Below are 24,422 nucleotides of genomic sequence, written 5' to 3'. Positions count from 1 at the left end.
CTGCTTTAGGCTGTTCCTTTATACTCTTCTTTGCTCAACGCTTCGCTTCGGAACTGTTTTCTCAAGCGATAACCTACCAGTATGGTCCTGATATTGCGCTTAAACAACGTGAAATTTTTCCACCATGGATACAGAGCCAACGTATTTTTGAGGAAAAGAACATTTCGCTTCGGATTCTTGGACCACTCCATCATGCGATAATGATGCAGTTGACGCCTCTTTTGTTCCTCGCTCATATCCTTGTAATACTTAATCAGTACTTTGCGTTGTCCCTGAAACTTTTTCTTGGATGAGGTCGAGATTCGTGGGCCCTGATGGATATAGATATGCACAAGAGGTTCCCTGATATTGATTGCATGATGTCCTCTTTGCAGAATACGAAGATAGAAATCATAGTCTTGTGCCGAGGTTAATTGTTCATCAAACATGACAGAGCGCGCCAGCTGGGTCTGCACCATAATTTTGGAGGTTTCACCGATCCAGTTATAGGTTAGCAAATCCGCGTAGAATACGAGATCACGGGATTCAACCGACACCTTCCTGCGAGTCACCTTGTGATCCTGATCCACATAGACAAGGACTTTACTGCAAAAACAGAAGAGTCCTTTATTTTCTTCCAGGGCTCGGGTCTGGGATTGAATTTTATCAGGCAGCCACTGATCATCATCGTCCAGGAACGCAATATATTTTCCATTGGCACGTTGTATCCCTAAATTCCGGGCATGATTGGCACCTTGAGCATAAGGAACCTGAATATATTGTATTCTGTGATCTTCCTTGGTCCATGCTCTGCATACCTCTTCGGTATGATCCTGTGAGCCATCATCCACAATAATAATTTCCAGAAAGGGATAGGTCTGCTCCAGCACACTTGCCATGGCCTTTTTCAACAATTCAGCGCGATTATGCGTTGTTATAATACAGCTTACCAATGCTTCCATAGAACCACCTTTCCCTTGAAACTAGGACACTTTCATGTGCACCTTGTCATAGATGGACGATAAATTTTCAATGAGACTGTTCATGTTGAACTTGGATGTGACCAGTTCCTTATTGTTCAATCCCATTTGCACTCTCAGTTCCTTATCCAGAATAAGTCTCTCCAGCACATGGGCCAGAGCTGTGACATCCCCAGGTTCAACGAGAAAACCATTCAGCTCATCTGTAATCACTTCAGGTATGCCACCCACCCGAGTCGAAACAATTGGCAAACCTTCATTCATGGCCTCCAGAATCGCCATTGGAAGCCCTTCGTGATAGGAAGGTAGGGCCAGTAGATCTGCATCATGGAGCAACCGCTCCTTCTCCTCGCCTCTAATCCACCCTGGCACTTCAACGTATTCTGTGATGCCGTAACGCTCAACCAGCGCCCTAACTTCATTGACTTCCCCATCACCAGCCAACGTAAAGACCGCTTCGACCCCTCGTTGCTTCAATAGTTGAATAGCCAGCAGGAGATCATACACGCCTTTTCTCTTGCCAAGCCGACCCATGAACAAGCAACGTGGAACCTGACGCTCTTCCCTAATCGGAGGTTCTTTAATGAATACGCCATTGTAGAGCACTTCGATTTTGGATTCGGGGACGATTTGGGAAAAAAAGTTCTTCCATGTATACGACAGTACAATTAATTTATCGACTTGATTCAAGACATACTTGCATAACTTCTGTTGCAAGGGATGCCGATGATAGAATACATCGAAACTGGAAGCATGGATATGGACAATCACTGGCACTCTGAATATTTTGCGGCCAACGAGAATGAACAACGCTTTACGATAGAAGCTCCCGTTGTAAGACATATGAATATGAATCATGTCTGGTTTGAATGTAACAAGCTTCACGAGAAATTGAAGAAAACCTTTGATGAAGATGAATAGTCGTGCGAGCACACTACCCGTAATATAGGTTTCAATCCGCTTTAAATGATACTGCTCGGCGATCAATGAATTTTCGATATTCACAATGACACTCACAATTCCGCCCATGTCCTTCGTAGAAGAACCGATGACCAACACCTTAGGTTTCATTATTCCACTCCTTTTGAATCGTAAAGAACCCATCTCATCAAAGAGAATCAATGTAACCTTTAATGGAGGAGATCAACTGCGAGTTACTTTTCACATAGGGTTTGAAATCGAGTTTATCCATATTGGATATTAATGCGTGGAGTTCATCCTCGTTCTGAGCTACCGAAATATACCCTTTATCTTGAAACACCTTCGCGATCTCCAGTTGATGATTATCCACATGCTCCCCCTGATCCTTCCGTCTCGGCATCACAATTACCTTTTTGTTCATTTGCAGTGCACTGGTAATCACGCCTACTCCCGCGTGGGACAGGACAAAGTCACTGTTCGCAATATGATCATTCATCTCTTCCTGATTAAAAAAAGGCTTTTGTTGATAATGCAGCGGCTTATATTCACTGTAACCGGATTGCACAAGAACCTCCGAAGGCATCTGCCCTTCCTGGATGAGATGATCGACGGCTTTCAAAAGTCGGTTAAACTGAAATCGCTGTGTTCCAAGCACGACAAAGATCAAAATAAAGCCCCCCTATACTTCGCGTTTGGATAAGCCTCTTGAAGCGTCTCCCATTGGATATAAAATTCATCGGCAAACTTGTATATCATTCTCCCCGTCAGGGTCGGCGAATATATTTTGGCGTAACTCTCCACATAAACAAGCTTGGCTCCCATCAATTTCCCAAGTAAGCACAAGGGATATACCGCTCCGGCTCCAGTGGTGATTAGAACTTTCGGGCGTTCTTTCAGCAGAATGAACATCGAAGTCATGATATTCCGCAGTACAATAAACAGGAACAGGATATTCTTTCGCTCCTGCTGAGACAGGAAATAGGTTCGAGTGGAAAGATTCAGTTTGCTGCTCGCTTCGCTTTTTTCCGTTACCAAGAAGTAATCATGATCTTCTACCGCAGGAATTAGATTTAACAATTGATTCAGATGGCCTCCTGTGGAACTTACTAGACAGACTTTCATTGCGCGATCTCCTTTCGATGGACAAGCTCCTGGGGATGATCAGGGACAACACGTTTCTCATCACTGATCTGATATAACGCATTAAGATACACACAAAAAGGAGCAATTAAATGAATGGTGGATAATGTATTATCAACAAAAGAGTAGATAGAGAAGCCAACAATCATCCCGACAAAATAAGGTTTCACGAGACGATTTAACTTGTGATACACCTTTTTGTATACAAATAATAAGGCTCCAAAAATCAGCAAAGCCCCCACTAGTCCCCCATCATAATAAAAGCGGATGTATTCGTTATGGGGCACGGTAAAACCTGAAAAGATACTGCCATCATTGGCAACCAAGGCAGAGCCCAGCCCCTGACCAAAAATGGGGTACTCATTCGCTTTTTTGATAAAGAAGGCCCAGGCGGAGTCTCTACCTGATAATCCCTTGCTCTCCTGCCTCAATTCATAATTATCCCACTGTAAAACAACCATCACGGAGACGGCTGCCAGAAATAAAACAACAGGAAGAAGAGCACTCGTTCTGCCCTTCACAAATTTCCTTACATGGTCAAATAAATACATACACACGATGGGGATCAGCGCAAGTAAGGGCCCGCGGGTTCCCGTTTGAATCAAAATAATAAAATGCGTTAGCGTAAGAGCATAATTCAGGATCACCTGATTTTTGTATCGAATCTCCATCAGACACACACAGATCGAAATAAAACAAAGCATTCCCAAATGCGCTGCAATATTAGCCCCCTGTAAACGACTGACGCCTGAACCCTCCAGATTGGAGATGGATAACATACCGAATTGCTGCAGAATGAGACCACCTATCAAACTAAACACCGGAAGCCAGGCGAGGACTCTGATGATCCTTTTGCTAACTTCCTTTGGAAAGTTCACCATCAGTAACAGGAAAGGAACAACCAATCCCAAAAATGCTTTAAAGGGATCGAGCGGGCTCATCTTGCCGGGCATGACAGATAAAAAGTAACTCTGAATAAAGAGATACCCTACAGCCAAAGCTGGATAAATGAATTGTTTTTTCAGTCCATATCTCAAAAAGATAGGGAGTATGAAAAACAGGATCAGCAATTTGTAAAAGGAAGAAGCGTCAAAACCCATCATTTGCATTCTGAAGATTTTGTCCATGGATAGCGAGAATGTACCGATGACGATCATATAGATCCAACTTGGATGTTTCATGTATATCCCAAACATAATCAGTAGTACCAATGCCATAATCGAAATGATCGGTAAGTATACTGCCATTCCAATAATGATCAGTGAGGAAAGAATGATATATAACGTATTCCCTCTAGAAGAAGCGAAATAGTCTGTTTTTTGCATATCTGCTATGCCACCTCAAAGCCAGAATCGTGTTTCAAAACGCATCCTTCGAACCTACCAGCACCTTGAACGTTCTGAAGATAATTTTGATATCCACCATCATGCTGCGCTCACGGGCATACGTCAGATCCAGCTCCACCATTTCCTCAAAACCAACACTATTTCGACCGCTGACTTGCCATAATCCCGTACATCCCGGGATCATCTGAAGGCGTTGTCTGTCATAGGAAGTGTAGTTCTTCACTTCTCTGGGCAGAGCCGGTCTGGGTCCAACGAGACTCATCTCTCCTCTGAATACGTTCCACAACTGAGGCAGTTCATCCAGGCTGGTTTTCCGAATGAACTTGCCAATCCGGGTAATGCGGGGATCATTTTTCATTTTGAACATATTTCCATTCACTTCATTCTGATCAATCAATTGTTCCAGCAGATCTTCTGCATTCGCAACCATGGACCTGAATTTGTACATATGAAACTCTTTTCCATTCTGTCCGACCCGTACCTGACGAAAAAAAACAGACCCCTGCGGGGCCTCGATTTTGATCAGTAATCCGATGACCGCAAACAAGGGGCACAAAATGATTAAACCTATGAAAGAACCCAGCAAATCGAGCATTCTTTTCATAAATAGATACACTTTATCCGCATTTTGTCCTGACATCGTTGATGCATTGTACCCCAGACTTGGGTCCATAACAATCTCCGCTTCCTTCGATTGGGGAGATGGACTCATTCAAACTCCCCCCCGGCTGCATGTTCTACCGACTCTTTTTCCAGAATCTGTTGCAGAGCTTGCAGCATTGGAATTCTAAGTTCCTGTTTTTGCAGAGCGAAGTCGATGGTTGTCAAAATGAATCCCAGTTTCTCGCCCACGTCATAACGTACTCCCTCGAAATCGTAAGCATACACTCCTTGTGTCTCATTTAAGCGCTGAATCGCATCTGTTAATTGAATCTCTCCCCCTTGACCAATCTCTTGTTGCTCCAAATGTTCGAAAATCTCTGGACTCAGTACGTATCTCCCCATAATCGCCAGGTTGGAAGGCGCTGTGCCTTGGGCAGGTTTCTCTACGAACCTGAGAACCTCTGTCAAACGGCCATCCGATTGAAGCGGGTCCACAATGCCGTATCTGTCTGTTTGTTCAGCAAGTACGGTTTGTACCCCAACAATGGAATGTTGAACCTGATCATATTGATCAATCAATTGTTTGGTGCATGGAACTTCCGATACGACGATGTCATCTCCGAGCAACACGGCAAAAGGTTCGTCACCGATAAAGTTACGTGCACACCAGACAGCATGACCAAGTCCTTTGGCCTCTTTTTGTCTTATGTAGTGGATATCCACGTTAGAAGATTTGCGAACCTCTTCAAGCAGGCTCAGCTTCCCTTTTTCCAGCAAGTTATGTTCCAGTTCAAAAGCGTTGTCGAAATGATCTTCAATTGCCCGTTTCCCTTTACCAGTTACAATGATAATGTCTTCAATTCCAGAGGCAATGGCTTCCTCAACGATATACTGTATGGTTGGTTTGTCCACAATAGGGAGCATTTCTTTGGGCATCGCTTTTGTGGCTGGCAAAAATCGTGTACCTAGTCCAGCTGCAGGAATGATTGCTTTTCTCACTTTTTTCATAAATACCACCCTATCCTCTTTTTTTTTAGTTTGATAAAAGTTGAACCAGGGCATCTAACCCGTCCTCACGTCATACCTTCGACGATTAACGTCTAAGGTTCATTGAACCCACAGCATGACCGAGTGCCTACAGTGATAAAGGTGCAGTAGACATTACCTGTTTACTTGGGAGCATTGGATGGAAGGTTTACTTCTCTCCGTAGCCCACCGGAACTGCAACGTTTTTGATATTGTTCAGGATTGCGCCCAGGATTCGTGCATTCACATGCTCCAGAGCAGCCTTGGTCTTCTTCACCAGTTCCTTCTTGACCTTGCCCGAGTTCACGACCAGCAGCACACCATCACACAGCGAACTCACAATGAGTGCATCCGTTACAGCGAGCACCGGCGGTGTATCAAACATGATGACATCATATTGATCCTCTAACTTCTCAATCAGCCTTTTCATCCGGTTGGAACCGATCATCTCGGAAGGGTTCGGCGGAATTGGGCCAGAAGTGAATAATTGGAGATTGTCGATGTAGCTCTCTCTAAGCACTTCTTCTACACTGTACTGATTAGACAGCACACTACTCAGACCGATATGATTCGGTACGGAAAACACCTGGTGCAAGGAAGGATTACGCAGATCCGCATCGATCAGCAGAACTTTTTTGCCTTCCTGGGCATAGGTTACCGCCAGGTTGCTAATGGTTGTGGTCTTGCCTTCGCCGGATTCAGCGGAAGCCACCATGATTTTTTTGATATGACTGTCGATTGAGGAGAACTGGATGTTCGTCCGTAATTTACGGTATCCCTCCGAGATTTGAGATTTGGAGTTAAAATAGGTCACCAGACTGTTATTTTCATTGGTTTGCCGCGACATATTTGCCATCCCCCACTTTCTGTTGAGATACGTAATTTTTCGTATTTTTCAGATCATCTTTTTTCATTTTGGATATCACCGTAAGCACAGGTAAGCCCAGCTCTTTTTCAAGTTCGGCTTCGGATTTGAATGTGTCATCCAGATAATCCATCAGGAATACAAGTGCAATCGCGAGCACAAGACCTGCGAATAGACTGACAATGATGCTTAATGTGGTTTTCATATTAATTGGAGATGCATTACTATCCACTTTTGCTTCACTGAGGATAGCCACATTATCGATTTTCATGATTAGGGGGATTTGAGATTGGAACACGTTGGAGATGGCATTAACCGTTTTTGCGGCTTTTTCGTAGGTAGTCCCTTGTACAGTTATGCTCATCACTTGGGATTCGCTGGCTGTAGAGACGGAGGTGCTATTCATGAGCTGTGCAGAGGTTAAGCCTAGGTCCGGATACGTAGTAGCGACTTTATCCATAATGGCGGAAGATTTAATAATTTCTCTGTATGAGTTAATGAGTTTGATATTGGTTTGAATCATGCTGAAGTCCATCATCGCCTGGCCTTGAACGTTAGAGGTCTGGTTCACGATAAGCTTGGAACTTGCCTCATAGATCGGTTGGGTGAAGAAAATACTTTTGACCCCTGCACCCACACCCGCTACCAGAGCAATTGCAACAATCAACCAAAGTTTCTTTTGTAAGAGTCGAAAATATCCTTTCAGTTCCACTTTCATTCCTCCTATACGTTGTGATCTATCCTATGTAACTACCAGATGGACAGTAGCCATTTGCGAGGTTTCCAGCGTTCTGTGACCAGACACGAATTCGATAGAATGTGCGACGCATTCTCTGCCAGCCTCTTAACGGCTTCAGCTCCGAATCGACGCTCGATGGCCCGCTCTCCTTCACTTATGGCAAATGTCCTTTTGCACGTATCATGTGCATCTGATGAAATGAAATGAAACCCGTTTTCTTTGCAAAAATGAAAACACCACTGCCGAACTTTCCGTCCGAAAAGCCCAGTGAAAGATTGAGCTGTGAGCTGACATAGTCCGCCTTGACTCAAGTAATCTGCCAATAACCTTGGCTTCTTCAAAATGACGCGATTACGTTCCGGATGAGCAATAATAGGGGTAATTCCCGCTATTCGTAATTCATGCAGTATCCTGGGGAACTGTGAGGGAATATGACCAAAGGGCAGTTCCAGCAACATGTAACGACTTCCGGCGAGTGTGCAGCACTTTCCTGCATATAGGTCTCCAATCAGGTTGTCATGCAGCCTGATCTCCTGTCCGGGACGGATCTCCAGGCGAATGTTGCGTTTGCGAAGTTCTGCATGAAGCAGGTTCACGGCCTGATTGACCACCATCGGTTCATTGTTGTATTGCCCGTTCAGGTGATGCGGAGTAGCAATAATGGAGGTAATTCCTGAGGCTGCCGCCTTCTCAGCCATCGCAACGGACTGCTCCATTCGAACAGGACCATCATCCAGGCCGGATAATATGTGGCAGTGCATTTCAACCAGATTCAAACTTCCTGAAATAGTATGAGCCCCCTCGCCCCTTTATTCATTGCGCAAATGCTTTTGGTGTTAAAGAACTAATGCATAACGCTATGAAATATAGTAAAATGGCGTTAAGTACATGTTTTGTTCAGAAAATGTTAAGAATCGACTTGGAATTATATGGTGAAATCAATGTAATGATAGGGTTCCTGCAGAGCCTTTTGTTCTGTTGCCTTTTCATACTGAAAACGGGAAACCGCGGGAAACTGAACTTCAGTAAGCATTGTGTTTAACTGTCCAGTTATATATAGTTTCTGTTCGTGCTGAATATGCAAGTTTGAATGATACATTGTGAGCTCTCCGAAGGGCTGTTTCCATTGCAACCTTGCGTGAAGTCGTACACATACATGATGATCTTCAACATCCAAACCAATGAGCATTTCTGATGATATCGGCAAGTTCAGGTCGCTCAGGAAGGTGATTGCTTGAGTGTCCATTCCAAGTAACAGAACAGGGCGTCTTTTGCGGTCTACCATTTTCCCATGAAACTCCTGAATGTACATATGGACATTTAATTTCATATCAGCCCATTCCTGAATTATTGAATACATGGTTTCATTCCTTTAGAATGGATTAGCCTACATGGACTGCCTCTACTTCCTTCTCACAGGTATATGGTCCAGGCAACCAGGAGATACTTAAAATATCCCAAATGATACATTTTGTAACTCCATACGTCCAATTTACGATACAATACGTATCATGTCAAGCGGTATTTGGACATGGTTCTTTTGATTTACGACAATTTGAGATGTCCTTAGACAGACCTATTTACAAATGAAAATGGGTTAAAGGAAACACATGAGGAGTTACTCTTTTTGCAGGAAAGCTGCCCTGATCAAACACTTGGCTCAGGATTGTTTCAATATATATTTGATGTCGTTCAGGGGGAAATAGCTTATGAGCTACGGAAATCGCATTGCGGAATTACGGGAACAGCGGGGACTTACTCAAGAAGAACTTGCGAGCTCCATTCATATTACAAGAGCTGCTCTCTCCCACTACGAAAAGAATCGACGTAAACCAGATTTCGAAGTGTTAACGAGACTTGCTGACATCTTTGATGTGTCTATTGATTATCTTATAGGACGTACAAAGCAAAGTGATGTCGTGATGGATGAAGACGTACGTGAATTCGTGGATACCTTGGAGTTATCGGACAAAGAAGTGTTAGAACGCTTCGATCTGATGATTGATGGGAAGTCTTTAACAGAAGAAGAGGCACGTCGTTTTATTGCATTTGTCCGAATGGAACGCAGCATGGACTAAACCCGAAAAGAGGACCCAGTTCCCGAGAGATAACATCTCTGGCTTCTGGGCTTTTTGTGTTTTAATTCCCTTTCATTCCATGCTTGTCTATTGTGTCAAGGACGCTTGTTGTTGACGGAGGATACGAAATGGTTCCAACGCTCCGGGTCGATTCCGCATTGCAGTAAAACCTTCATGATGTCCATCTGGGTTGCTTCGACTTGTTTCCCTGTCGGCCTACGATCGTCCCTGTTTGGATGCTTCATATTCATTCCGCTAACCTCTCTTATCTTTATACTTTCCCTGCCCTCCAAAACTAGCCTTATTATACTTGAGAAAGTTCCTCGATGTTGTCGTCTCATGACGATAACGTTTTTTGATGGGGTTCTAATTTTGTCGAAAGCAAAATAGGAGCAATATGGTGCCGGAATGGCAACCATATTGCTCCTATTATTCTTAATACAACCTGTTCATGCACTTCCACCTTTGAACAAGGAAGTTATTAACCTCCAGCACGTGCAAGTTCACGCATATTCGCTTCAAACGCTGCAAGCAGCGCTGCTTCTCCAGTCAAACCTGTTGCCTGAATCCGTTCGATCTGTTCTGTCATACGTTTGAAGTCCTTCGGAATAACCCGAACGAACTGATTCAGCGCATCTTGCCAGTTATCCAGAACGCGCTGACCGACAGCACTTCCTGTATTGGCAACATGACGTTGAATCATGCCTCGCAGATCTGCACTTTCGGCCACATCTTCGATACGCTCCAAAAGAACCATTTCCAGATTACAACGTTTCAGGAATGTGGCTTCCGGATCATACACATAGGCAATACCTCCGGACATCCCTGCTGCAAAGTTACGACCTGTATCGCCCAATACAACGACACGTCCACCTGTCATATATTCACAACCATGGTCGCCTACACCTTCAACAACTACTTTGGCGCCCGAGTTACGTACAGCAAATCGCTCACCCGCAATACCACGGATATACGCTTCGCCGCTTGTTGCTCCGTAGAGAGCCGTGTTACCGATAATAATGTTATCTTCCGCCTGAAACGTTGCTTTCGGAGAAGGCATCACGATCAGTTTACCTCCGGACAATCCTTTACCTACGTAGTCATTGGAATCCCCTTCAACGGTCAAGGTCATACCTTTAGGTACAAAGGCCCCAAAGCTTTGTCCGGCAGAGCCGACAAATTTGAATTTAACCGTATCTTCAGGCAATCCTGCGAGTCCATATTTGCGTGTGATCTCACTACCCAAAATGGTACCTACTGCACGGTTAACGTTTGTAATTGGAAGCACCGCTTCAACCGGTTGACCGGATTCAATAGCAGACTGTGCCAGTGGCAGCAATTGTTGCATATCCAGCGTTTCTTCCAATTGGTGATTCTGATGCTGTGTGCGGTAACGTGCAGAGCCTTCCGGCATTTCAGGCACGTGCAGCAATACAGACAGATCCACACCTTTTTTCTTCCAGTGATCTACGGCTTCTACCGTTTCGAGGCAATCTGTACGTCCGACCATCTCCTGAATCGTACGGAAACCAAGATCAGCCATGATCTCACGCACATCTTCAGCAACAAATCGCATGAAGTTAACCACATGAGCTGGATCACCCATATAATTTTTACGCAATTCCGGATTCTGTGTCGCTACACCAACCGGACAGGTATCCATCTGACAGACACGCATCATGATACAGCCAAGTGCAACGAGCGGTGCTGTAGAGAAACCATACTCTTCTGCTCCAAGCAAGGCTGCAATCGCCAAGTCACGACCGTTAAGCATTTTGCCGTCTGTTTCGAGGACAACACGGTCACGCAGATTATTCAGCATCAACGTTTGATGTGTCTCTGCAAGACCTAGTTCCCAAGGCATACCTGCGTGACGAATCGAACCTTGCGGTGATGCACCTGTACCACCGTCATAACCGCTGACGAGGATAATATCGGCACGGCCTTTGGCTACACCTGCCGCAATGGTACCCACGCCCACTTCGGATACAAGCTTCACGTTAATCTCAGCACGCGGATTGGCATTTTTCAAGTCATAGATCAACTCTGCCAGATCTTCGATTGAGTAGATATCGTGATGCGGTGGTGGCGAGATCAGACCTACACCCGGTGTAGATCCACGAACTTCAGCAACCCAAGGATACACTTTACGTCCTGGCAGTTGTCCGCCTTCACCTGGTTTAGCTCCCTGAGCCATTTTGATCTGAATCTCGTCGGCATTAACCAAATAGTTGGATGTAACACCAAAACGTCCGGATGCTACCTGTTTAATCGCACTGCGACGGGAATCCCCGTTGCTATCTTTAATGAAGCGAGCCGGATCTTCTCCACCTTCACCGGTATTGGATTTACCTCCAACACGGTTCATAGCGATGGCAAGATCTTCATGTGCCTCTTTACTGATCGAACCGAAGGACATTGCACCTGTTTTGAAACGACGCATGATATCTTCTACGGATTCAACTTCTTCGAGTGGAATGGAAGCTCCCACCGGTTTCAGCTTCAACATGGAGCGAATGGTCAACAATTGATCATTCTCACCTTGTACAAGTTTGGAATATTTTTTATACAGCTTGTAATCCCCAGTGCGTACTGCATGTTGCAGGGTATGAATGGTTTGCGGATTGAACAGATGCTCTTCTCCGTCGTTACGCCATTGATAATCCCCACCGGAATCCAAAACTTTATCGTTACCGTCTTTTTCCGTAAAGGCACGGTTATGATGTGTCAACGCTTCGGCTGCCACTTCTTCCAACCCAATTCCACCGATACGGGAAGGTGTCCAGGTAAAGTAACGGTCAACGAAGTCTGATTTCAGACCCACCGCTTCGAAGATTTGAGCTCCACGATACGATTGAATCGTAGAAATCCCCATTTTGGACAACACTTTAGTAACGCCTTTGGTAGCTGCTTTAATGTAGTTTTTCACTGCTTTCTCATGCGAGATACCACGCAGCAATCCTTGCTGAATCATGTCATCCAGCGTTTCAAAGGCCAGATAAGGGTTCACCGCACTTACACCGTAACCCAGCAGCAACGCGTAGTGGTGAATATCACGCGGTTCTGCCGATTCGAGCATAATGCTGACTTTAGTTCTGGTTCCCTGGCGAATCAGATGGTGATGCAGACCTGCTACAGCAAGCAATGCAGGAATGGCAGCATTCTCTGCATCCACACCACGGTCAGACAGGATCAGAATGTTATGACCTTTGTCGATGACACGGTCTGCAGCTTCGAAGAGCAAATCCATCGCTTTGCGAAGTCCTTCTGCTCCTTCCGCAGCGGTGAAGAAGATTGGAATCGTCATGGAGCGGAAGCCTGGGCGACGCACATGGCGAATCTTCGCAAAGTCTTCATTGGACAATACCGGTGTATCCAGACGGATCTGGCGACAGCTCTCCGGTTCAGGGTTCAGCAAGTTGCGCTCAGGACCAATGGTTGTTGCCGTAGACGTTACAATCTCTTCACGGATTGCATCGATTGGCGGGTTGGTTACCTGGGCGAACATCTGTTTAAAGTAGTTGTACAGACGCTGTGGACGATCCGACAGCACAGCCAGCGGTGCATCATAACCCATCGAACCCGTAGCTTCCATACCTGTTGTTGCCATGGGCTCCAGGATTTTACGCAGTTCTTCAAATGTATAACCATATGCCAGCTGAAGCTGGGTCACGTTATCATGTTTTGGATCAGGAAGTTCCGGTGCTTCCGGCAACTCGCTCAGATCCATCAAATGCTCATCAAGCCAATCCTGATACGGATTCTCGGCTGCAATGATTGCTTTTACTTCCTCATCCGCGATGATGCGGCCTTCTTGTGTATCCACAAGCAACATCCGACCTGGACGCAGACGATCTTTGTACAGGATCTCTTCCGGCGCGATATCCAGTACCCCAACTTCGGAGGACAGGATAATACGGTCATCTTTGGTTACATAATAACGAGCTGGACGCAAACCGTTACGGTCAAGTGTTGCACCAATTTGCAAACCATCTGTAAAGGCCATTGCTGCTGGTCCATCCCAAGGCTCCATCATCGTGCTGTGATACTCATAAAATGCCTTTTTGGCAGGGTCCATTCCCTCATCCGTGCTCCAAGGTTCAGGAACCATCATCATGGCCACGTGTGGCAGAGAACGGCCGCTCAGATACAGGAACTCCAGTGTGTTATCAAACATGGCTGTATCCGAACCGTCCGGATTGATGACTGGTTTTACTTTCGCGATGTCGTTACCAAACAACTCGCTCTCGAACAAGGATTGTCTAGCATGCATCCAGTTCACGTTACCACGCATCGTGTTGATCTCACCGTTGTGGATCATGAAGCGATACGGGTGGGCACGTTCCCAGCTTGGGAAGGTGTTTGTACTGAAACGGGAATGCACAAGTCCAATGGCCGATTCCACGAGTTCTTCCTGCAGATCCAGATAGAACCCGCCAACTTGTTCAGTTGTCAGCATGCCTTTATATACAATTTTGCGACAAGACATGCTCGGAAGGTAGAACGAACCACCTTCTGCTTCATCTGCCGAATAACGAATAGCCAGCTCAGCACGTCTGCGAATAACATACAACTTACGCTCGAATCCAAGCTCATCCTTCACATCTGCGGATCTTCCAATGAACACCTGACGTACATAAGGTTTCGCTGCAAGTGCAGAACGGCCAAGCATTTCATCAAAAGTAGGAACATCCCGGAAACCCAGGAACGTCTGACCTTCTTCTTCAATAATCTTCTTAAGGCTCTCTTCATGCGCACTGCGAATGGCAGGGTCCTGGGAAAGGAACAACATCCCTACGCCATAGAATCCCTGTTCAGGCAATGCAAAACCAAGACGTTTCGCTTCCTCTGCAAAAAAGCGATGTGGAATCTGAATCAGGATACCTGCTCCGTCACCGGAATTCGGTTCACTTCCCTGTCCTCCACGGTGCTCCATGTTACTAAGCATGGTCAGTGCCTGACTAACGATATCGTGTGAAGGTACTCCTTTGATGTTGGCAACAAAACCCATTCCGCATGCGTCTTTTTCGAACTGCGGGTCATACAGACCCTGTTTTGGAGGTAATCCGATGTGTCTCATGGAACGCAACCTTTCTATAATGAAGTATTTCGGAAAGATCAAGAACATAGGCAACAGGCAACAATGAAACGGGAGGAGCTGGCCTTTCGCTTGCGATAGAGCCTGCTAGATAGAAGAGGTGACAGCATGAGACTGTCAAAAATAATGCCTGCTATTGGGCAGAAGCCATTAAATGAGATGAGCTGATCCGGACGATCCGGCAAACAGCCTGTATAAATCAACACGCAGCCGCTGGCACGGCTACTGAAATGGAGCGACGTTTTTTTGATATAGTTCTATTATTTTAACACCGACCTAACATCAGCGCAATTTAAACTTTTTAATACCTCTGATAAGAAATGTTTTGCAGTACAGCATTACAGTAGTGACGTTTAAATTCATCTCTTTTTCGAATAATTATACACTTTTAAAGCCAGAGTACAACTGAATTAAATTGCTGACAGAAGAAAATCGTTCCATGTGCAGCCTAGGTTTATCCATAATTCCACCAAATTTTCACTGCTTAAGCCAGCGAAACTTTACTTCTCTATGCATTTGTATACAAAATAGCCTGCAACCCCTTTTTGGGGTCACAGGCTATTTGCACTATTTGACTACTATATTGCATAATTTCACTACAAGAAAATAAAGTTTTTTTTCAAAAATATGACCCTGCTGAAGATCAGGTTCGACTTATGCCGTCACAACTTGACCAGAATCAGCGTGTTCGACTTCTTTTTTCGGACGTCTGCCATTCCAGAGGAAATAAGCAAGCGTCAGCAGAATGGATACACCTGCATAGATGCTAAGAATACCTGCCTGATGCCACATCACATCCAGATTACCACTCGATACAACGGCTTTGAAGCCCATAATGCTGTGTGTCATTGGCAACCAAGGGCTAAATGCCTGAAGCCATGATGGAATCAGTTCTACCGGGAAGGTTCCTGCACTCGCCGCAAGCTGGAAGACCAGAAGCAGAATGACAACATAACGTCCAGGCAGATCCAGCCAGGTTACAAGTGCCTGAACAATCAACATGAAGGTCAGCCCCGTAATAATGGTAAACAGATAGAACAGCCCTACGCTGTGCGTCTCCAGTCCAAGACCATATAACATGAAACTTGCCACGATAACTGATTGGAAAATACTCACGGACCCAAATACCAGTGTCCGGCTGACAAAACGATTCCAGCCTGTTGCACCAGGTACGGACGTTTCCCGCATTTTCAATACAATCGTGGAAATCAACGATCCCACAAACAGACCGATCGACAGGAAGAACGGTGTCAATCCTGTACCATAATTGCTCACGTTCTCTGCTGTATTCTCCGAGGAGTTTACCGGTTCAGCGAACATGTTCACTACATCATCCGTTTTCTTAACTTCGGATGTTTTCTGTGCGGCATCATTCAGCTTGGTTTCCAATTCACTCGAGCCATCTTTTAGCTCAGTAAGGCCGTCAGCCAGTTTGCCCGCGCCATCACCCAATTGCTTGGAACCATCGGTTAGTGAACTAACGCCACCACTGAGTTTACCTACACCCGTTTGCAAAGCTGTAGTCCCTGAGCCCAGCTGCTTGGCACCATCTGCAAGCAATGTACCGCCACTTGCAGCATCACCCAATTTGCCGCTGAACTGCTTCAGGCCATCGGAGAGCTTCGTGCCTCCTTGACTAAGCTGTCCGGCACCAGCCAGCAATTGCTGCTGACCATCCACCAGTTGGTTCGCACCAGCAAGAAGTTGCTCCTGACCTCCGTGAAGCTCGGTTGCACCCGCAGCCAGTTGCTGGTTACCCTGATGCAGCTGATCTGCACCTTGTGCCAGCTTCTGCTCGCTCTCATGCAGTTGAGCACTGCCGTCAGCAACAGCCTCACTTGCCGCAAGCAGCTTCTGTACATCCGCATTTTCGGCCAGTTCGGGGTTCGATGCAGCAAGCTGTTTCAATCCGGCGGCTACACCCTGTGCACCATCAGCAACCTTGGAGCTGCCATCTACAGCCGATTGCAGGCCTGTTGCCAGTGTACCGCTGCCCTGAACAGCACTTTGCAGACCATCCGACAGCTTCGCACTGCCCTGTTCTGATGATTTCAGACCAGCCTGCAACTTACTTGTGCCATCCAGTGAAGACTGGAGTCCAGTTTCCAACTTGGCGCTGCCATCCTTCAACTGATCTGCTCCGCTCTGAAGCTGGCTCGAAGCAGCTGCCTGAAGCTGTTGCAGACCGGATACAAGATTCGATGTTCCACTTTCAAGCTTGGTTGCCCCTGTGTGCAACGCGTTAACACCATCACTTAATGGAGAAAGTCCTTCCTGAAGTTCAAGCGTTCCGGATGCAAGCTTCGCCAGGTTATCCTTGAGCTTAACAGCACCATCATCCAGTTTGCCTGCGCCGGTATTCAGTTCACCAGCCCCATCGCCTGCCTCAGCCAAGCCATCCGATACTTCGGAGAACTTGTCGAGCAATGTCTCTGCATAGGATTCCGTTACTTTGGCTGAGACTTTTGCTTTCAGGTCCTTAATAGCGGTCTTACCGATCTGTGCACCGACAAAACTGTAATTGCCATTCGGTTCATAGATCAGATCAGCCGGCTCTGGCTTGTCATCGAGCAACGTTGTTGCTTGGGATGAGAAGTTCTCCGGAATCGTAATTTGCATATAATATTTGTCATTACTCATGCCTTCTTTGGCTTGACTCGCACTGACAAAATCCCATTTGAAATCGGCATTTTTCTTCAGCTCATCCACCAGATCACTACCTACATGGAGGGATTTGCCCTCCAGCTCAGCGCCCTTATCCAGATTGACAACGGCAACCGGCATCTCATCCACATGACCATACGGGTCCCAATAGGCCGCCAGATAGATGCCACTATACAGGATCGGTATAAACATAATTGCAATAACAGGGATCAACACCTTCGGGTTTCTCACGGCCGATCCCACATCCTTGAAAAACACGGATAAAGATTTCATGTCATTTTCTCCCCTTAATCTCTCTGCTCTATGAGCAGGAATAACCAAAATGAAATACAATGTCGTATTCCAGAAAACATACTGAAACACGAAGTGACCACTTTCCTCAACCGGTCACTTTAGGACAAAAAAACAACCTGTCTTCCGACAAGCCTCCCTGCTTGATACGCGTAAAAATCCTTATATTATAGTAGATTAAATTCGGATTACGTTACAGCAGCAATTCCTTCCATTAAGAAAAGGCGAAAGTAAGTCTTAATTTCCTCTTTGCTCAGCGGTTGATGTTGTTTGCTCCAGTCTGAGGTGAGTGCAATATACAGGCGAATCATCATAAATGCGACGACTTGCGGATCACAATCTCGAATCTCTCCATTGTCTTTTGCTTTCTCAAGCTCCTTAGCCAGAAAGTCGGAGATTACTTTCTCCACCTTGTCCAATCCTTCCTTGGCCTGCAGCGTTCCAAAGTCCTTCAGCTCCTGAGATAACTTAACGAGCAGATCGTGATCACGACGAAACTCTAACAAGGCATCCAGTACCCGAAACAGATTATCGAAAAATGCACTTTCCTGATGTACTTCACGATGCGCGATGTTCTTCATTTCCTGAATCACTTCTACCAGGATCTGATCAAACAATTGTTCCTTATTGGTGAAAAACGTATAGATCGTTCCTTTGCCAACGTTCGCAATCTTGGCGACCTGATCCATCGTCGTTGCTTTGTATCCAAACATGGCAAACGACTGGGCTGCCGCATGAATAACCTGCTGTCTCCTGTCAATCGGAGCCATCGTATCCCTCCTTTAATCACATTCATTGTTCAATCGCTCTACATAAATGACCAGAAATACAATTCGGTCATTCGGTCAAAAACTACAATACCACCTTCGAAAACAGATTGCAACCCTAACATTTTAAAAATTGTGTTAATATTTTTTAACCTAAATGCAGTGGAAACTCCTTCTGTCGTCGTCTATAGTGTAAGATGACTCAGATAATACGTGTATATAATGAAGTTTAGGTTGTCTCATTGTAAGATATATGGTGTAAATATTCATAGAAGAAACATGATTTTGTGCTTCAATGTATATTCATGTAGTAACGCATTCCATAGCTAGAATAAACAATGAATATCTTCATTTTGAATTAAAACTTATGAATAAAGGTGAACTCATGCGAAAACCAAGAGTGCTCTTATTATCGGAAGGTTTCGGTACCGGTCACACTCAGGCCGCTCATGCGCTGGCACATGGCATCAAAAAAGTCAGTCCACATGTTCACAGTCGTGTCATTGAACTAGGCAAATTTTTGAACCCAACGGTAGCTCCACTAATTTTCTCTGCATATCGAAAGACACTATCGGTTCAACCCAAACTGGTCAGCCTGTTGTACCGCACACAGTACAATAAATCATTAAATGGTTTTACCAAGCTGGCGTTGCACCGAATTTTTTATACACAGACGGCACAGGTCGTATCCCAACTGAAACCGGATGCGGTGATCTGTACCCATCCTTTTCCGAATGCTGTGATCTCCCGGCTCAAACGTCAGGGTCTGAATATCCCGCTCTATACGGTCGTGACGGATTATGACGTGCACGGAACATGGATTAATCCGGAAGTGAACAAATATCTGGTCTCCACCCCTCAGGTCAAAGCATTGCTTGAGATCCGGGGTGTTGATCCCTCCCATATTCAGATCACGGGAATCCCTGTACATCCAGACTTCTGGGAAGCAGGAGATAAGGTGAAGCTACGGGAAGAGATGGGGCTTCAGAACATGCCTACGGCGCTACTTATGGGGGGCGGATGGGGACTTTCGTTTGATGAGGATCATATGAAAGCTCTCACGTCTTGGGCAGATCGTGTTCAATTGGTCTTCTGTCTAGGAAGCAATGAAAAAATGATCGCAAAAATGAAGGAAATGCCTTGCTTCCAGCATCCGAATATTCGTATTCTGGGATATACACGAGAAGTAAGCAAACTGATGGATGTATCCGATGTGCTGATTACGAAGCCAGGTGGCATGACATGCACTGAAGCGCTGGCCAAGGGTCTACCGATGTTGTTCATTCCTCCGATTGCAGGTCAAGAGGAAGAGAACTGTGAATACTTTGTACAAGCCGGATACGGCCACGTCATTCACTCTGCCGACGTAATCACCAATCGTTTCAGACAACTAGTTGAACAGGCATCTACTCAAACTGAAAGCCCGCTGAACGTAGCACATATTTCAGGTAACCATTCGGCCTATGATCCGAAGTGCTGTGCTCAAGCTGTTCATGACTTATTGTTTCCGACGACAGCCGAAGTCACAACAACGTCCGTGGAGCGCTTCACAGCCGGAATTACTGCCACGTCCTTGTCAGGTACCAGAATACCATTTTGACGCCTCTATGGACCTATAGAACAGCTCTCACGAGGTGTTATAGGGGACAAGACAAGTTCTCCCTATATACAAAGAAGGTTCCCTTCCGAATTTTTGGAAGGGAACCTTCTTTTATTTTCACTCATTCCACCGTATGATTTGGCAGAAAAAAGGGTAATTTAGAGTATAACGATATTTTAAAATAACGAAATAAAACTACGATTCAGGCTTTTTCAAGGGCCGTGTGAAGCACACACAGTTAACTACCCTGCCTGTTTGCAGAATTTACAGGTCGATTACTTGTAAAAAGTATGATGACCGATCGTTTTTACTTTTTTCTGCGAGCGAGCAACTGTCAGATCGTCGGCAAGCGTCAATGATAAGAAATAATACGTATCATCGGCAACTTCCTTCTTCCCGTTCAACGCAGCATTCACTGCTTTGATGCTGTCCTCGTTGGGAACCACACGTTTCATACGTCCGTTCGCTACAGGACTAAACTGGGATTTCTGATGGATGACCTTGTAAATGGTATCGGGAAAATTGGCTGACCGCAGCCGGTTTAAGACAACATTGGCAACTGCCACTTTGCCTTCGTACGGTTCACCTTCCGCTTCTGCCATGACGATTTTTTGCAGCAGATGCAGTTCTTTATCGGACACACTGTATGACCAGGTTGCGAGTTTCGAGTCTTCCTGGTTCAGAAGTTTGGTCCGTGTAAAGTATAGTTTTTGGGGGGGAGTTGTTACAGCAGCGACTTCTTTGGCACGTTTCACTTTGGCCAATTTCAGTGCAGCTTCTTTTTTGGCTTTGGCCGCAGCTACCGCTCTAGCTTTGTTCTTGGCCTTGGCTTCTTGCAATTCCTGCTCTTCTTGAGCAGTCGTAAGCCAGTTCTTCGCTGGCAGAGATTCAGTCCACGCTACGGTTTGGGCAGACAGATTAGAGGACAGACTTGTCCCATCTTCCATCATGCGCCTCTCTTCTTGCGTAGATGTTTGGTTATTTTGCCCAGAAGCCGCAAGTTCGGTCATCTGTTTACTATCACTAGCTTCATTCCACTTCCCCGTCGCCTGAACGACATTTACCCCCACTATACATACAAGCAGCACTGATAACATCGGTGCTACCCAACGATTTTTGCTTATAATGTTCATTCGAAGATTCCTCCTGTCGAAACAATTCCCTTAACTAAGTAACCCAAAAAAAAGAATTTGAATAACGATGGCTAATATTACATAGGGATAAACGTTATGTCAATGTGATTTTATGGCATAAAAATGATTATCAGGAAAAAGTGAACGTATCCACGACCTCATACATTGGCGATTGTCCCAGCCTTGTCACATAAAGTACAATGTCCTCCACCATCCATGAATTAACACCTGTGGAATGTTCCGGAAGCACTCCAGATATCCCTTTATTCTCATTACCTGGAAGCTGTCCCAGATATTTTCTGGCAATGGTAATGTGGGGAGCATAAGGTCTTAATTCAGCTTCATACCCCAGGGGCGAAGTCGCCTGCACGATTTGTTTTTGCAATGAAAACAAGTGCTCTTTCTCTCCGCTAACACCTTTCCAAAGCACCTTAGGTGCTTCTTCAAGTCCAAATGTGCCCCAGTCGGAAAGCTGAAGTTCAAACGGCTGAAATCCACTTGCTGCTGAGCGCAATGCTTTTCGCAGGTGCCCGATGTCACTAACTAATGTATCCCCCAGAAATTGCAAGGTTATATGATAATCTCTATGATCTGTCCATTTACGAAAATCTAGCTTGTTCTGTACAAGCCTCGCATCCATCTGAAGAGACTGCTGAACAGCAACAGGAAGACGAATTGCCACAAACAATCTTTCCCGTCGGGATGAATGATCCTGATGTGATTGGTTATTCATTGCATACACCTCTCTAAAGTTCGCTCTATTATTTCATAACTATACATATCGTTTCAAGTTGGGTAAGTATAGAGTGACACAAATATAACCATTTGCAAATAAGGCTAGATTCCTGCATTTCCCACCTTAATGCACATCCAACACCAAATCTGATACACTTTAATCATCAAACTCATCAAACTATTTATCTCAGGAGGACCACACATTATGGGTAAAATTGTATGTTTTCCATCTCTATCCGAAGAACAGCAAAAACGCATTCAGAATGCTGCACCGGGATACACCCTGAAATTCGGAAAAGCCAAGGAATTGGACCCCGCTGAGTTGAAAGAAGCTGAGATTATTCTCGGCTGGTCCCCACTCGTCACAGAACATGCATTGAAACAGGACGGCCTGTTGAAGTGGGTTCAGGTCTGGTCTGCTGGTGTGGACAATCTCCCCTTCGCAGATTTGCAACAAAAGAACGTTCAGGTCACCAGTGCAAATGGAGTTCACGCGATTCCAATCACCGAAATTATTCTGGGCATGATGTTATCCCACAGTCGCTGGCTGAGACAAGCTATGCTGCATCAACAGCAGGCCGAATGGAAAGCTCCTGCCAAACCACTGCCGGAACTGCATGGCAAAACAGCGGTCATCGTTGGTGTAGGTGAGATTGGCACGGAAACAGCCCGTATTCTCAAAGCCCTCGGCATGCGTACGATCGGAGTTCGCCGCTCAGGTAAGGATGTCCCCAATGTGGACCAAATGTACGACATGACCGGTTTACATGAAGCCTTGAGCCAGGGCGATTATGTAATTAACATTTTACCGCTAACCGATGAAACCAAACATATATATGATCAAACTGCATTTGAGCAGTTCCGATCCGGTGCCTGCTTCGTCAATGTGGGCCGTGGCCCCAGTGTGAAAACGGAAGCGTTGCTGAATGCACTCCAAAACGGCCAAGTTGCCTTCGCCGCACTGGACGTGTTCGAAGAAGAACCTCTTCCGGCAGACCACCCGCTATGGGGCATGGACAACGTGTTAATTACGCCTCACATCGCAGGAAGTACAGAGCAATACGCGGATCGAGCAATCGATATTTTCATCAAAAATCTGGAAGCTTACGTCGCTGGCGATACCCTGCCGTTGAACCTTGTGGATTATAGTCATAAATATTAACACAAACACCCGTTCCCATGCAATATTGTGCAAATCAGATCAACGATACCAATGGAACTAAAGAATATTTCTGTCCTCTACGTTCTCGTGTAAATCATTAGTTCAATTGAAATGTACACAGTAAAAAACTCTACCTCTGGAAATTTCCTCAGAGGTAGAGTTTTTGTTTTTTCACGCTTACATACACAGCCAAATATGACGTATAAACGTGCCTTTGTGTACTGTTCGGTACTCTTTTACAGTCCATCCCGCTTCCAACAAGTGCTCTTCTACCCACTCTGTGGAAACAATCACCGCCCGTTTTGCCAATCTGCGCAAACTCTCCAGCATGGCTCGTTGCTCAGCATCCGGAAGTACAGAGCAGAGATTATAGGGCATGTCCAGAATTGCCGCATCATACAAATCTTGCAGTTCATTCATATCCCCCAGTGTGATTCGATCTGAATCATATCCATAATGCGGCAGATTGATACGTGCACCTCGGACAGCCAGAGGATTGAGATCGTTACCTTTTGCATCAATTCCCATGGATAAATCCTCAATCACAACCGTTCCCATACCACAGCATGGATCAAGCAATCGATGATTATCTACTCTCGGAACAGCAATGTTAACCAGCGCTCTCGCAAGCGTGATGCCAAATCCAGTTGAGTAATTTTGCGGCTTCTGCCGATGAATCTGCCATGATCGGTCCGCTTCTGTCCACTGGCCCAAGATCCATTTTTCTCCTGTTCGGATTAGGCCGAAAGTCACCTTAGGTTGTTTCATCTGTGCCTTGCCTTTAATGCACATGCCAACTTCTTTTTCCAGTTGACGAGACTGTGCATAATCAGGGGCTTGATCCCCTTCTGTTAGACAAACTACCTTGAATGTCTCATCTGGCAACAGGTGAATATTTTTGGCAAGAGGAAGCAGATCCATCACAGTCTCCCCTTCGCCGATCACGTCCAGTCTGCCATGGATAAAAGGACTGCGTCCAGGTGGAATACATCGTTCAGACCACACATACGACCCCATATCCATAGGGATCTCCGAACTCGGTTCAAGCAGCGTATTCAGCTCCAGCATGCATAATTCTTGCTCGTTCTCGTGGCAAGCAAAGGTATAGAGGTGTTTCCCAGAAGTAGCGTACATACCAAGTGTTTCATCAGGCAAAATTCCCCTCTCCTTCCTTCATTAATCATGTTTCTTCTATATAAATAGTAAGCTCATTGAAGACATATCAAATACGACTCAAACGTTTGCTTCAGGTAGTCATTGTATACAATGTTAGACTGCTAGACAACTACCCATTT

Annotated in this window: 21 protein-coding genes; 3 read left to right on the top strand and 18 right to left on the bottom strand. The window is 45.5% G+C overall.

Annotated elements, in window-relative coordinates; all coding sequences use genetic code 11:
• Window positions 1-5 precede the first annotated feature (5 nt).
• From BS614_RS10330 to BS614_RS10280, 11 genes are all read right to left on the bottom strand, one after another.
• A complete protein-coding gene (locus tag BS614_RS10330) occupies window positions 6-941 on the bottom strand; it encodes a glycosyltransferase family 2 protein (RefSeq protein ID WP_074093914.1) in 936 nt (311 codons plus the stop codon).
• A gap of 21 nt (window positions 942-962) precedes the next feature.
• Entirely contained in the window at window positions 963-2,030 is a 1,068-nt protein-coding gene (locus tag BS614_RS10325; protein WP_074093913.1) for a glycosyltransferase family 4 protein, read from the bottom strand.
• 37 nt (window positions 2,031-2,067) lie between these two features.
• Window positions 2,068-2,547 carry a PssE/Cps14G family polysaccharide biosynthesis glycosyltransferase gene (pssE, locus tag BS614_RS10320; RefSeq protein WP_074093912.1) on the bottom strand — a complete coding sequence of 160 codons (480 nt, stop codon included), beginning with the start codon at window positions 2,545-2,547 and terminating at the stop codon, window positions 2,068-2,070.
• Entirely contained in the window at window positions 2,544-3,002 is a 459-nt protein-coding gene (pssD, locus tag BS614_RS10315) for a PssD/Cps14F family polysaccharide biosynthesis glycosyltransferase (RefSeq protein ID WP_074093911.1), read from the bottom strand. Before pssD ends, pssE begins: the two co-directional genes overlap by 4 nt.
• On the bottom strand, window positions 2,999-4,345 hold the full coding sequence (locus BS614_RS10310) for an O-antigen ligase family protein (RefSeq protein WP_074093910.1): 1,347 nt from the start codon (window positions 4,343-4,345) through the stop codon (window positions 2,999-3,001). Before BS614_RS10310 ends, pssD begins: the two co-directional genes overlap by 4 nt.
• Window positions 4,346-4,379: 34 nt before the next feature.
• The gene (locus BS614_RS10305; protein WP_036611331.1) at window positions 4,380-5,078 is read right to left on the bottom strand and encodes a sugar transferase; all 699 of its coding nucleotides are present in this window, start codon (window positions 5,076-5,078) and stop codon (window positions 4,380-4,382) included.
• On the bottom strand, window positions 5,075-5,977 hold the full coding sequence (gene galU / locus BS614_RS10300) for a UTP--glucose-1-phosphate uridylyltransferase GalU (protein ID WP_074096784.1): 903 nt from the start codon (window positions 5,975-5,977) through the stop codon (window positions 5,075-5,077). Before galU ends, BS614_RS10305 begins: the two co-directional genes overlap by 4 nt.
• Before the next feature lie 187 nt (window positions 5,978-6,164).
• Window positions 6,165-6,842, bottom strand: coding sequence for a CpsD/CapB family tyrosine-protein kinase (locus BS614_RS10295; protein WP_017690123.1), 678 nt, complete (start codon window positions 6,840-6,842; stop codon window positions 6,165-6,167).
• Window positions 6,823-7,578, bottom strand: coding sequence for a YveK family protein (locus tag BS614_RS10290; RefSeq protein WP_244898296.1), 756 nt, complete (start codon window positions 7,576-7,578; stop codon window positions 6,823-6,825). The genes BS614_RS10295 and BS614_RS10290 overlap by 20 nt, the downstream gene beginning before the upstream one ends.
• Before the next feature lie 32 nt (window positions 7,579-7,610).
• The gene (locus BS614_RS10285) at window positions 7,611-8,375 is read right to left on the bottom strand and encodes a tyrosine-protein phosphatase (RefSeq protein WP_084174478.1); all 765 of its coding nucleotides are present in this window, start codon (window positions 8,373-8,375) and stop codon (window positions 7,611-7,613) included.
• Window positions 8,376-8,524: 149 nt separating this feature from the next.
• Window positions 8,525-8,929 (bottom strand): hypothetical protein, encoded by a 405-nt coding sequence (locus tag BS614_RS10280; protein ID WP_157116066.1) that lies wholly within the window; start codon window positions 8,927-8,929, stop codon window positions 8,525-8,527.
• A 379-nt stretch (window positions 8,930-9,308) separates the two neighbouring features.
• Here BS614_RS10280 and BS614_RS10275 point away from each other — a divergent pair, with 379 nt between their 5' ends.
• On the top strand, window positions 9,309-9,677 hold the full coding sequence (locus tag BS614_RS10275) for a helix-turn-helix domain-containing protein (RefSeq protein ID WP_047841965.1): 369 nt from the start codon (window positions 9,309-9,311) through the stop codon (window positions 9,675-9,677).
• Window positions 9,678-9,772: 95 nt separating this feature from the next.
• On the opposite strand, the gene BS614_RS31460 is transcribed toward BS614_RS10275, so the two are convergent.
• The 4 genes from BS614_RS31460 to BS614_RS10255 all read right to left on the bottom strand — a co-directional run bounded on the left by BS614_RS31460 (window position 9,773) and on the right by BS614_RS10255 (window position 18,500).
• Window positions 9,773-9,928 carry a hypothetical protein gene (locus BS614_RS31460; RefSeq protein WP_017690128.1) on the bottom strand — a complete coding sequence of 52 codons (156 nt, stop codon included), beginning with the start codon at window positions 9,926-9,928 and terminating at the stop codon, window positions 9,773-9,775.
• 230 nt (window positions 9,929-10,158) lie between these two features.
• Entirely contained in the window at window positions 10,159-14,757 is a 4,599-nt protein-coding gene (gltB, locus tag BS614_RS10265; RefSeq protein ID WP_074093906.1) for a glutamate synthase large subunit, read from the bottom strand.
• A 672-nt stretch (window positions 14,758-15,429) separates the two neighbouring features.
• On the bottom strand, window positions 15,430-17,712 hold the full coding sequence (locus BS614_RS10260) for a YhgE/Pip domain-containing protein (RefSeq protein ID WP_074093905.1): 2,283 nt from the start codon (window positions 17,710-17,712) through the stop codon (window positions 15,430-15,432).
• A gap of 206 nt (window positions 17,713-17,918) precedes the next feature.
• Window positions 17,919-18,500, bottom strand: coding sequence for a TetR/AcrR family transcriptional regulator (locus tag BS614_RS10255; RefSeq protein ID WP_036611349.1), 582 nt, complete (start codon window positions 18,498-18,500; stop codon window positions 17,919-17,921).
• Between the two features lie 382 nt (window positions 18,501-18,882).
• Between BS614_RS10255 and BS614_RS10250 the strand changes: the two genes are divergently transcribed.
• Window positions 18,883-20,097, top strand: a complete 1,215-nt coding sequence (locus tag BS614_RS10250) for an MGDG synthase family glycosyltransferase (RefSeq protein WP_074096782.1) — start codon at window positions 18,883-18,885, stop codon at window positions 20,095-20,097.
• A gap of 275 nt (window positions 20,098-20,372) precedes the next feature.
• Here BS614_RS10250 and BS614_RS10245 read toward each other — a convergent pair whose 3' ends face one another.
• Both BS614_RS10245 and thpR read right to left on the bottom strand, forming a co-directional pair.
• The gene (locus BS614_RS10245; protein ID WP_047841962.1) at window positions 20,373-21,230 is read right to left on the bottom strand and encodes a cell wall hydrolase; all 858 of its coding nucleotides are present in this window, start codon (window positions 21,228-21,230) and stop codon (window positions 20,373-20,375) included.
• Window positions 21,231-21,360: 130 nt separating this feature from the next.
• On the bottom strand, window positions 21,361-21,963 hold the full coding sequence (gene thpR / locus BS614_RS10240; RefSeq protein ID WP_074093904.1) for an RNA 2',3'-cyclic phosphodiesterase: 603 nt from the start codon (window positions 21,961-21,963) through the stop codon (window positions 21,361-21,363).
• Between the two features lie 207 nt (window positions 21,964-22,170).
• On the opposite strand from thpR, the gene BS614_RS10235 reads away from it, so the two are divergent.
• Window positions 22,171-23,127, top strand: coding sequence for a D-2-hydroxyacid dehydrogenase (locus BS614_RS10235; RefSeq protein ID WP_074093903.1), 957 nt, complete (start codon window positions 22,171-22,173; stop codon window positions 23,125-23,127).
• A gap of 177 nt (window positions 23,128-23,304) precedes the next feature.
• Here BS614_RS10235 and BS614_RS10230 read toward each other — a convergent pair whose 3' ends face one another.
• The gene (locus BS614_RS10230; RefSeq protein ID WP_244898295.1) at window positions 23,305-24,282 is read right to left on the bottom strand and encodes a TRM11 family SAM-dependent methyltransferase; all 978 of its coding nucleotides are present in this window, start codon (window positions 24,280-24,282) and stop codon (window positions 23,305-23,307) included.
• Window positions 24,283-24,422 lie beyond the last annotated feature (140 nt).

The organism is Paenibacillus xylanexedens, assembly GCF_001908275.1.
GTDB lineage: Bacteria > Bacillota > Bacilli > Paenibacillales > Paenibacillaceae > Paenibacillus > Paenibacillus xylanexedens_A.
This window is presented reverse-complemented; position numbering and strand designations above follow the sequence as displayed.

Coding starts and splice junctions, on each gene's coding strand:
- BS614_RS10330 (WP_074093914.1), bottom strand. CDS start 941: ATGGAAGCATTGGTAAGCTGTATTATAACAACGCATAATCGCGCTGAA.
- BS614_RS10325 (WP_074093913.1), bottom strand. CDS start 2,030: ATGAAACCTAAGGTGTTGGTCATCGGTTCTTCTACGAAGGACATGGGC.
- pssD (WP_074093911.1), bottom strand. CDS start 3,002: ATGAAAGTCTGTCTAGTAAGTTCCACAGGAGGCCATCTGAATCAATTG.
- BS614_RS10310 (WP_074093910.1), bottom strand. CDS start 4,345: ATGCAAAAAACAGACTATTTCGCTTCTTCTAGAGGGAATACGTTATAT.
- BS614_RS10305 (WP_036611331.1), bottom strand. CDS start 5,078: ATGAGTCCATCTCCCCAATCGAAGGAAGCGGAGATTGTTATGGACCCA.
- galU (WP_074096784.1), bottom strand. CDS start 5,977: ATGAAAAAAGTGAGAAAAGCAATCATTCCTGCAGCTGGACTAGGTACA.
- BS614_RS10295 (WP_017690123.1), bottom strand. CDS start 6,842: ATGTCGCGGCAAACCAATGAAAATAACAGTCTGGTGACCTATTTTAAC.
- BS614_RS10290 (WP_244898296.1), bottom strand. CDS start 7,578: ATGAAAGTGGAACTGAAAGGATATTTTCGACTCTTACAAAAGAAACTT.
- BS614_RS10280 (WP_157116066.1), bottom strand. CDS start 8,929: ATGAAATTAAATGTCCATATGTACATTCAGGAGTTTCATGGGAAAATG.
- BS614_RS10275 (WP_047841965.1), top strand. CDS start 9,309: ATGAGCTACGGAAATCGCATTGCGGAATTACGGGAACAGCGGGGACTT.
- BS614_RS31460 (WP_017690128.1), bottom strand. CDS start 9,928: ATGAATATGAAGCATCCAAACAGGGACGATCGTAGGCCGACAGGGAAA.
- gltB (WP_074093906.1), bottom strand. CDS start 14,757: ATGAGACACATCGGATTACCTCCAAAACAGGGTCTGTATGACCCGCAG.
- BS614_RS10260 (WP_074093905.1), bottom strand. CDS start 17,712: ATGAAATCTTTATCCGTGTTTTTCAAGGATGTGGGATCGGCCGTGAGA.
- BS614_RS10255 (WP_036611349.1), bottom strand. CDS start 18,500: ATGGCTCCGATTGACAGGAGACAGCAGGTTATTCATGCGGCAGCCCAG.
- BS614_RS10250 (WP_074096782.1), top strand. CDS start 18,883: ATGCGAAAACCAAGAGTGCTCTTATTATCGGAAGGTTTCGGTACCGGT.
- BS614_RS10245 (WP_047841962.1), bottom strand. CDS start 21,230: ATGAACATTATAAGCAAAAATCGTTGGGTAGCACCGATGTTATCAGTG.
- thpR (WP_074093904.1), bottom strand. CDS start 21,963: ATGAATAACCAATCACATCAGGATCATTCATCCCGACGGGAAAGATTG.
- BS614_RS10235 (WP_074093903.1), top strand. CDS start 22,171: ATGGGTAAAATTGTATGTTTTCCATCTCTATCCGAAGAACAGCAAAAA.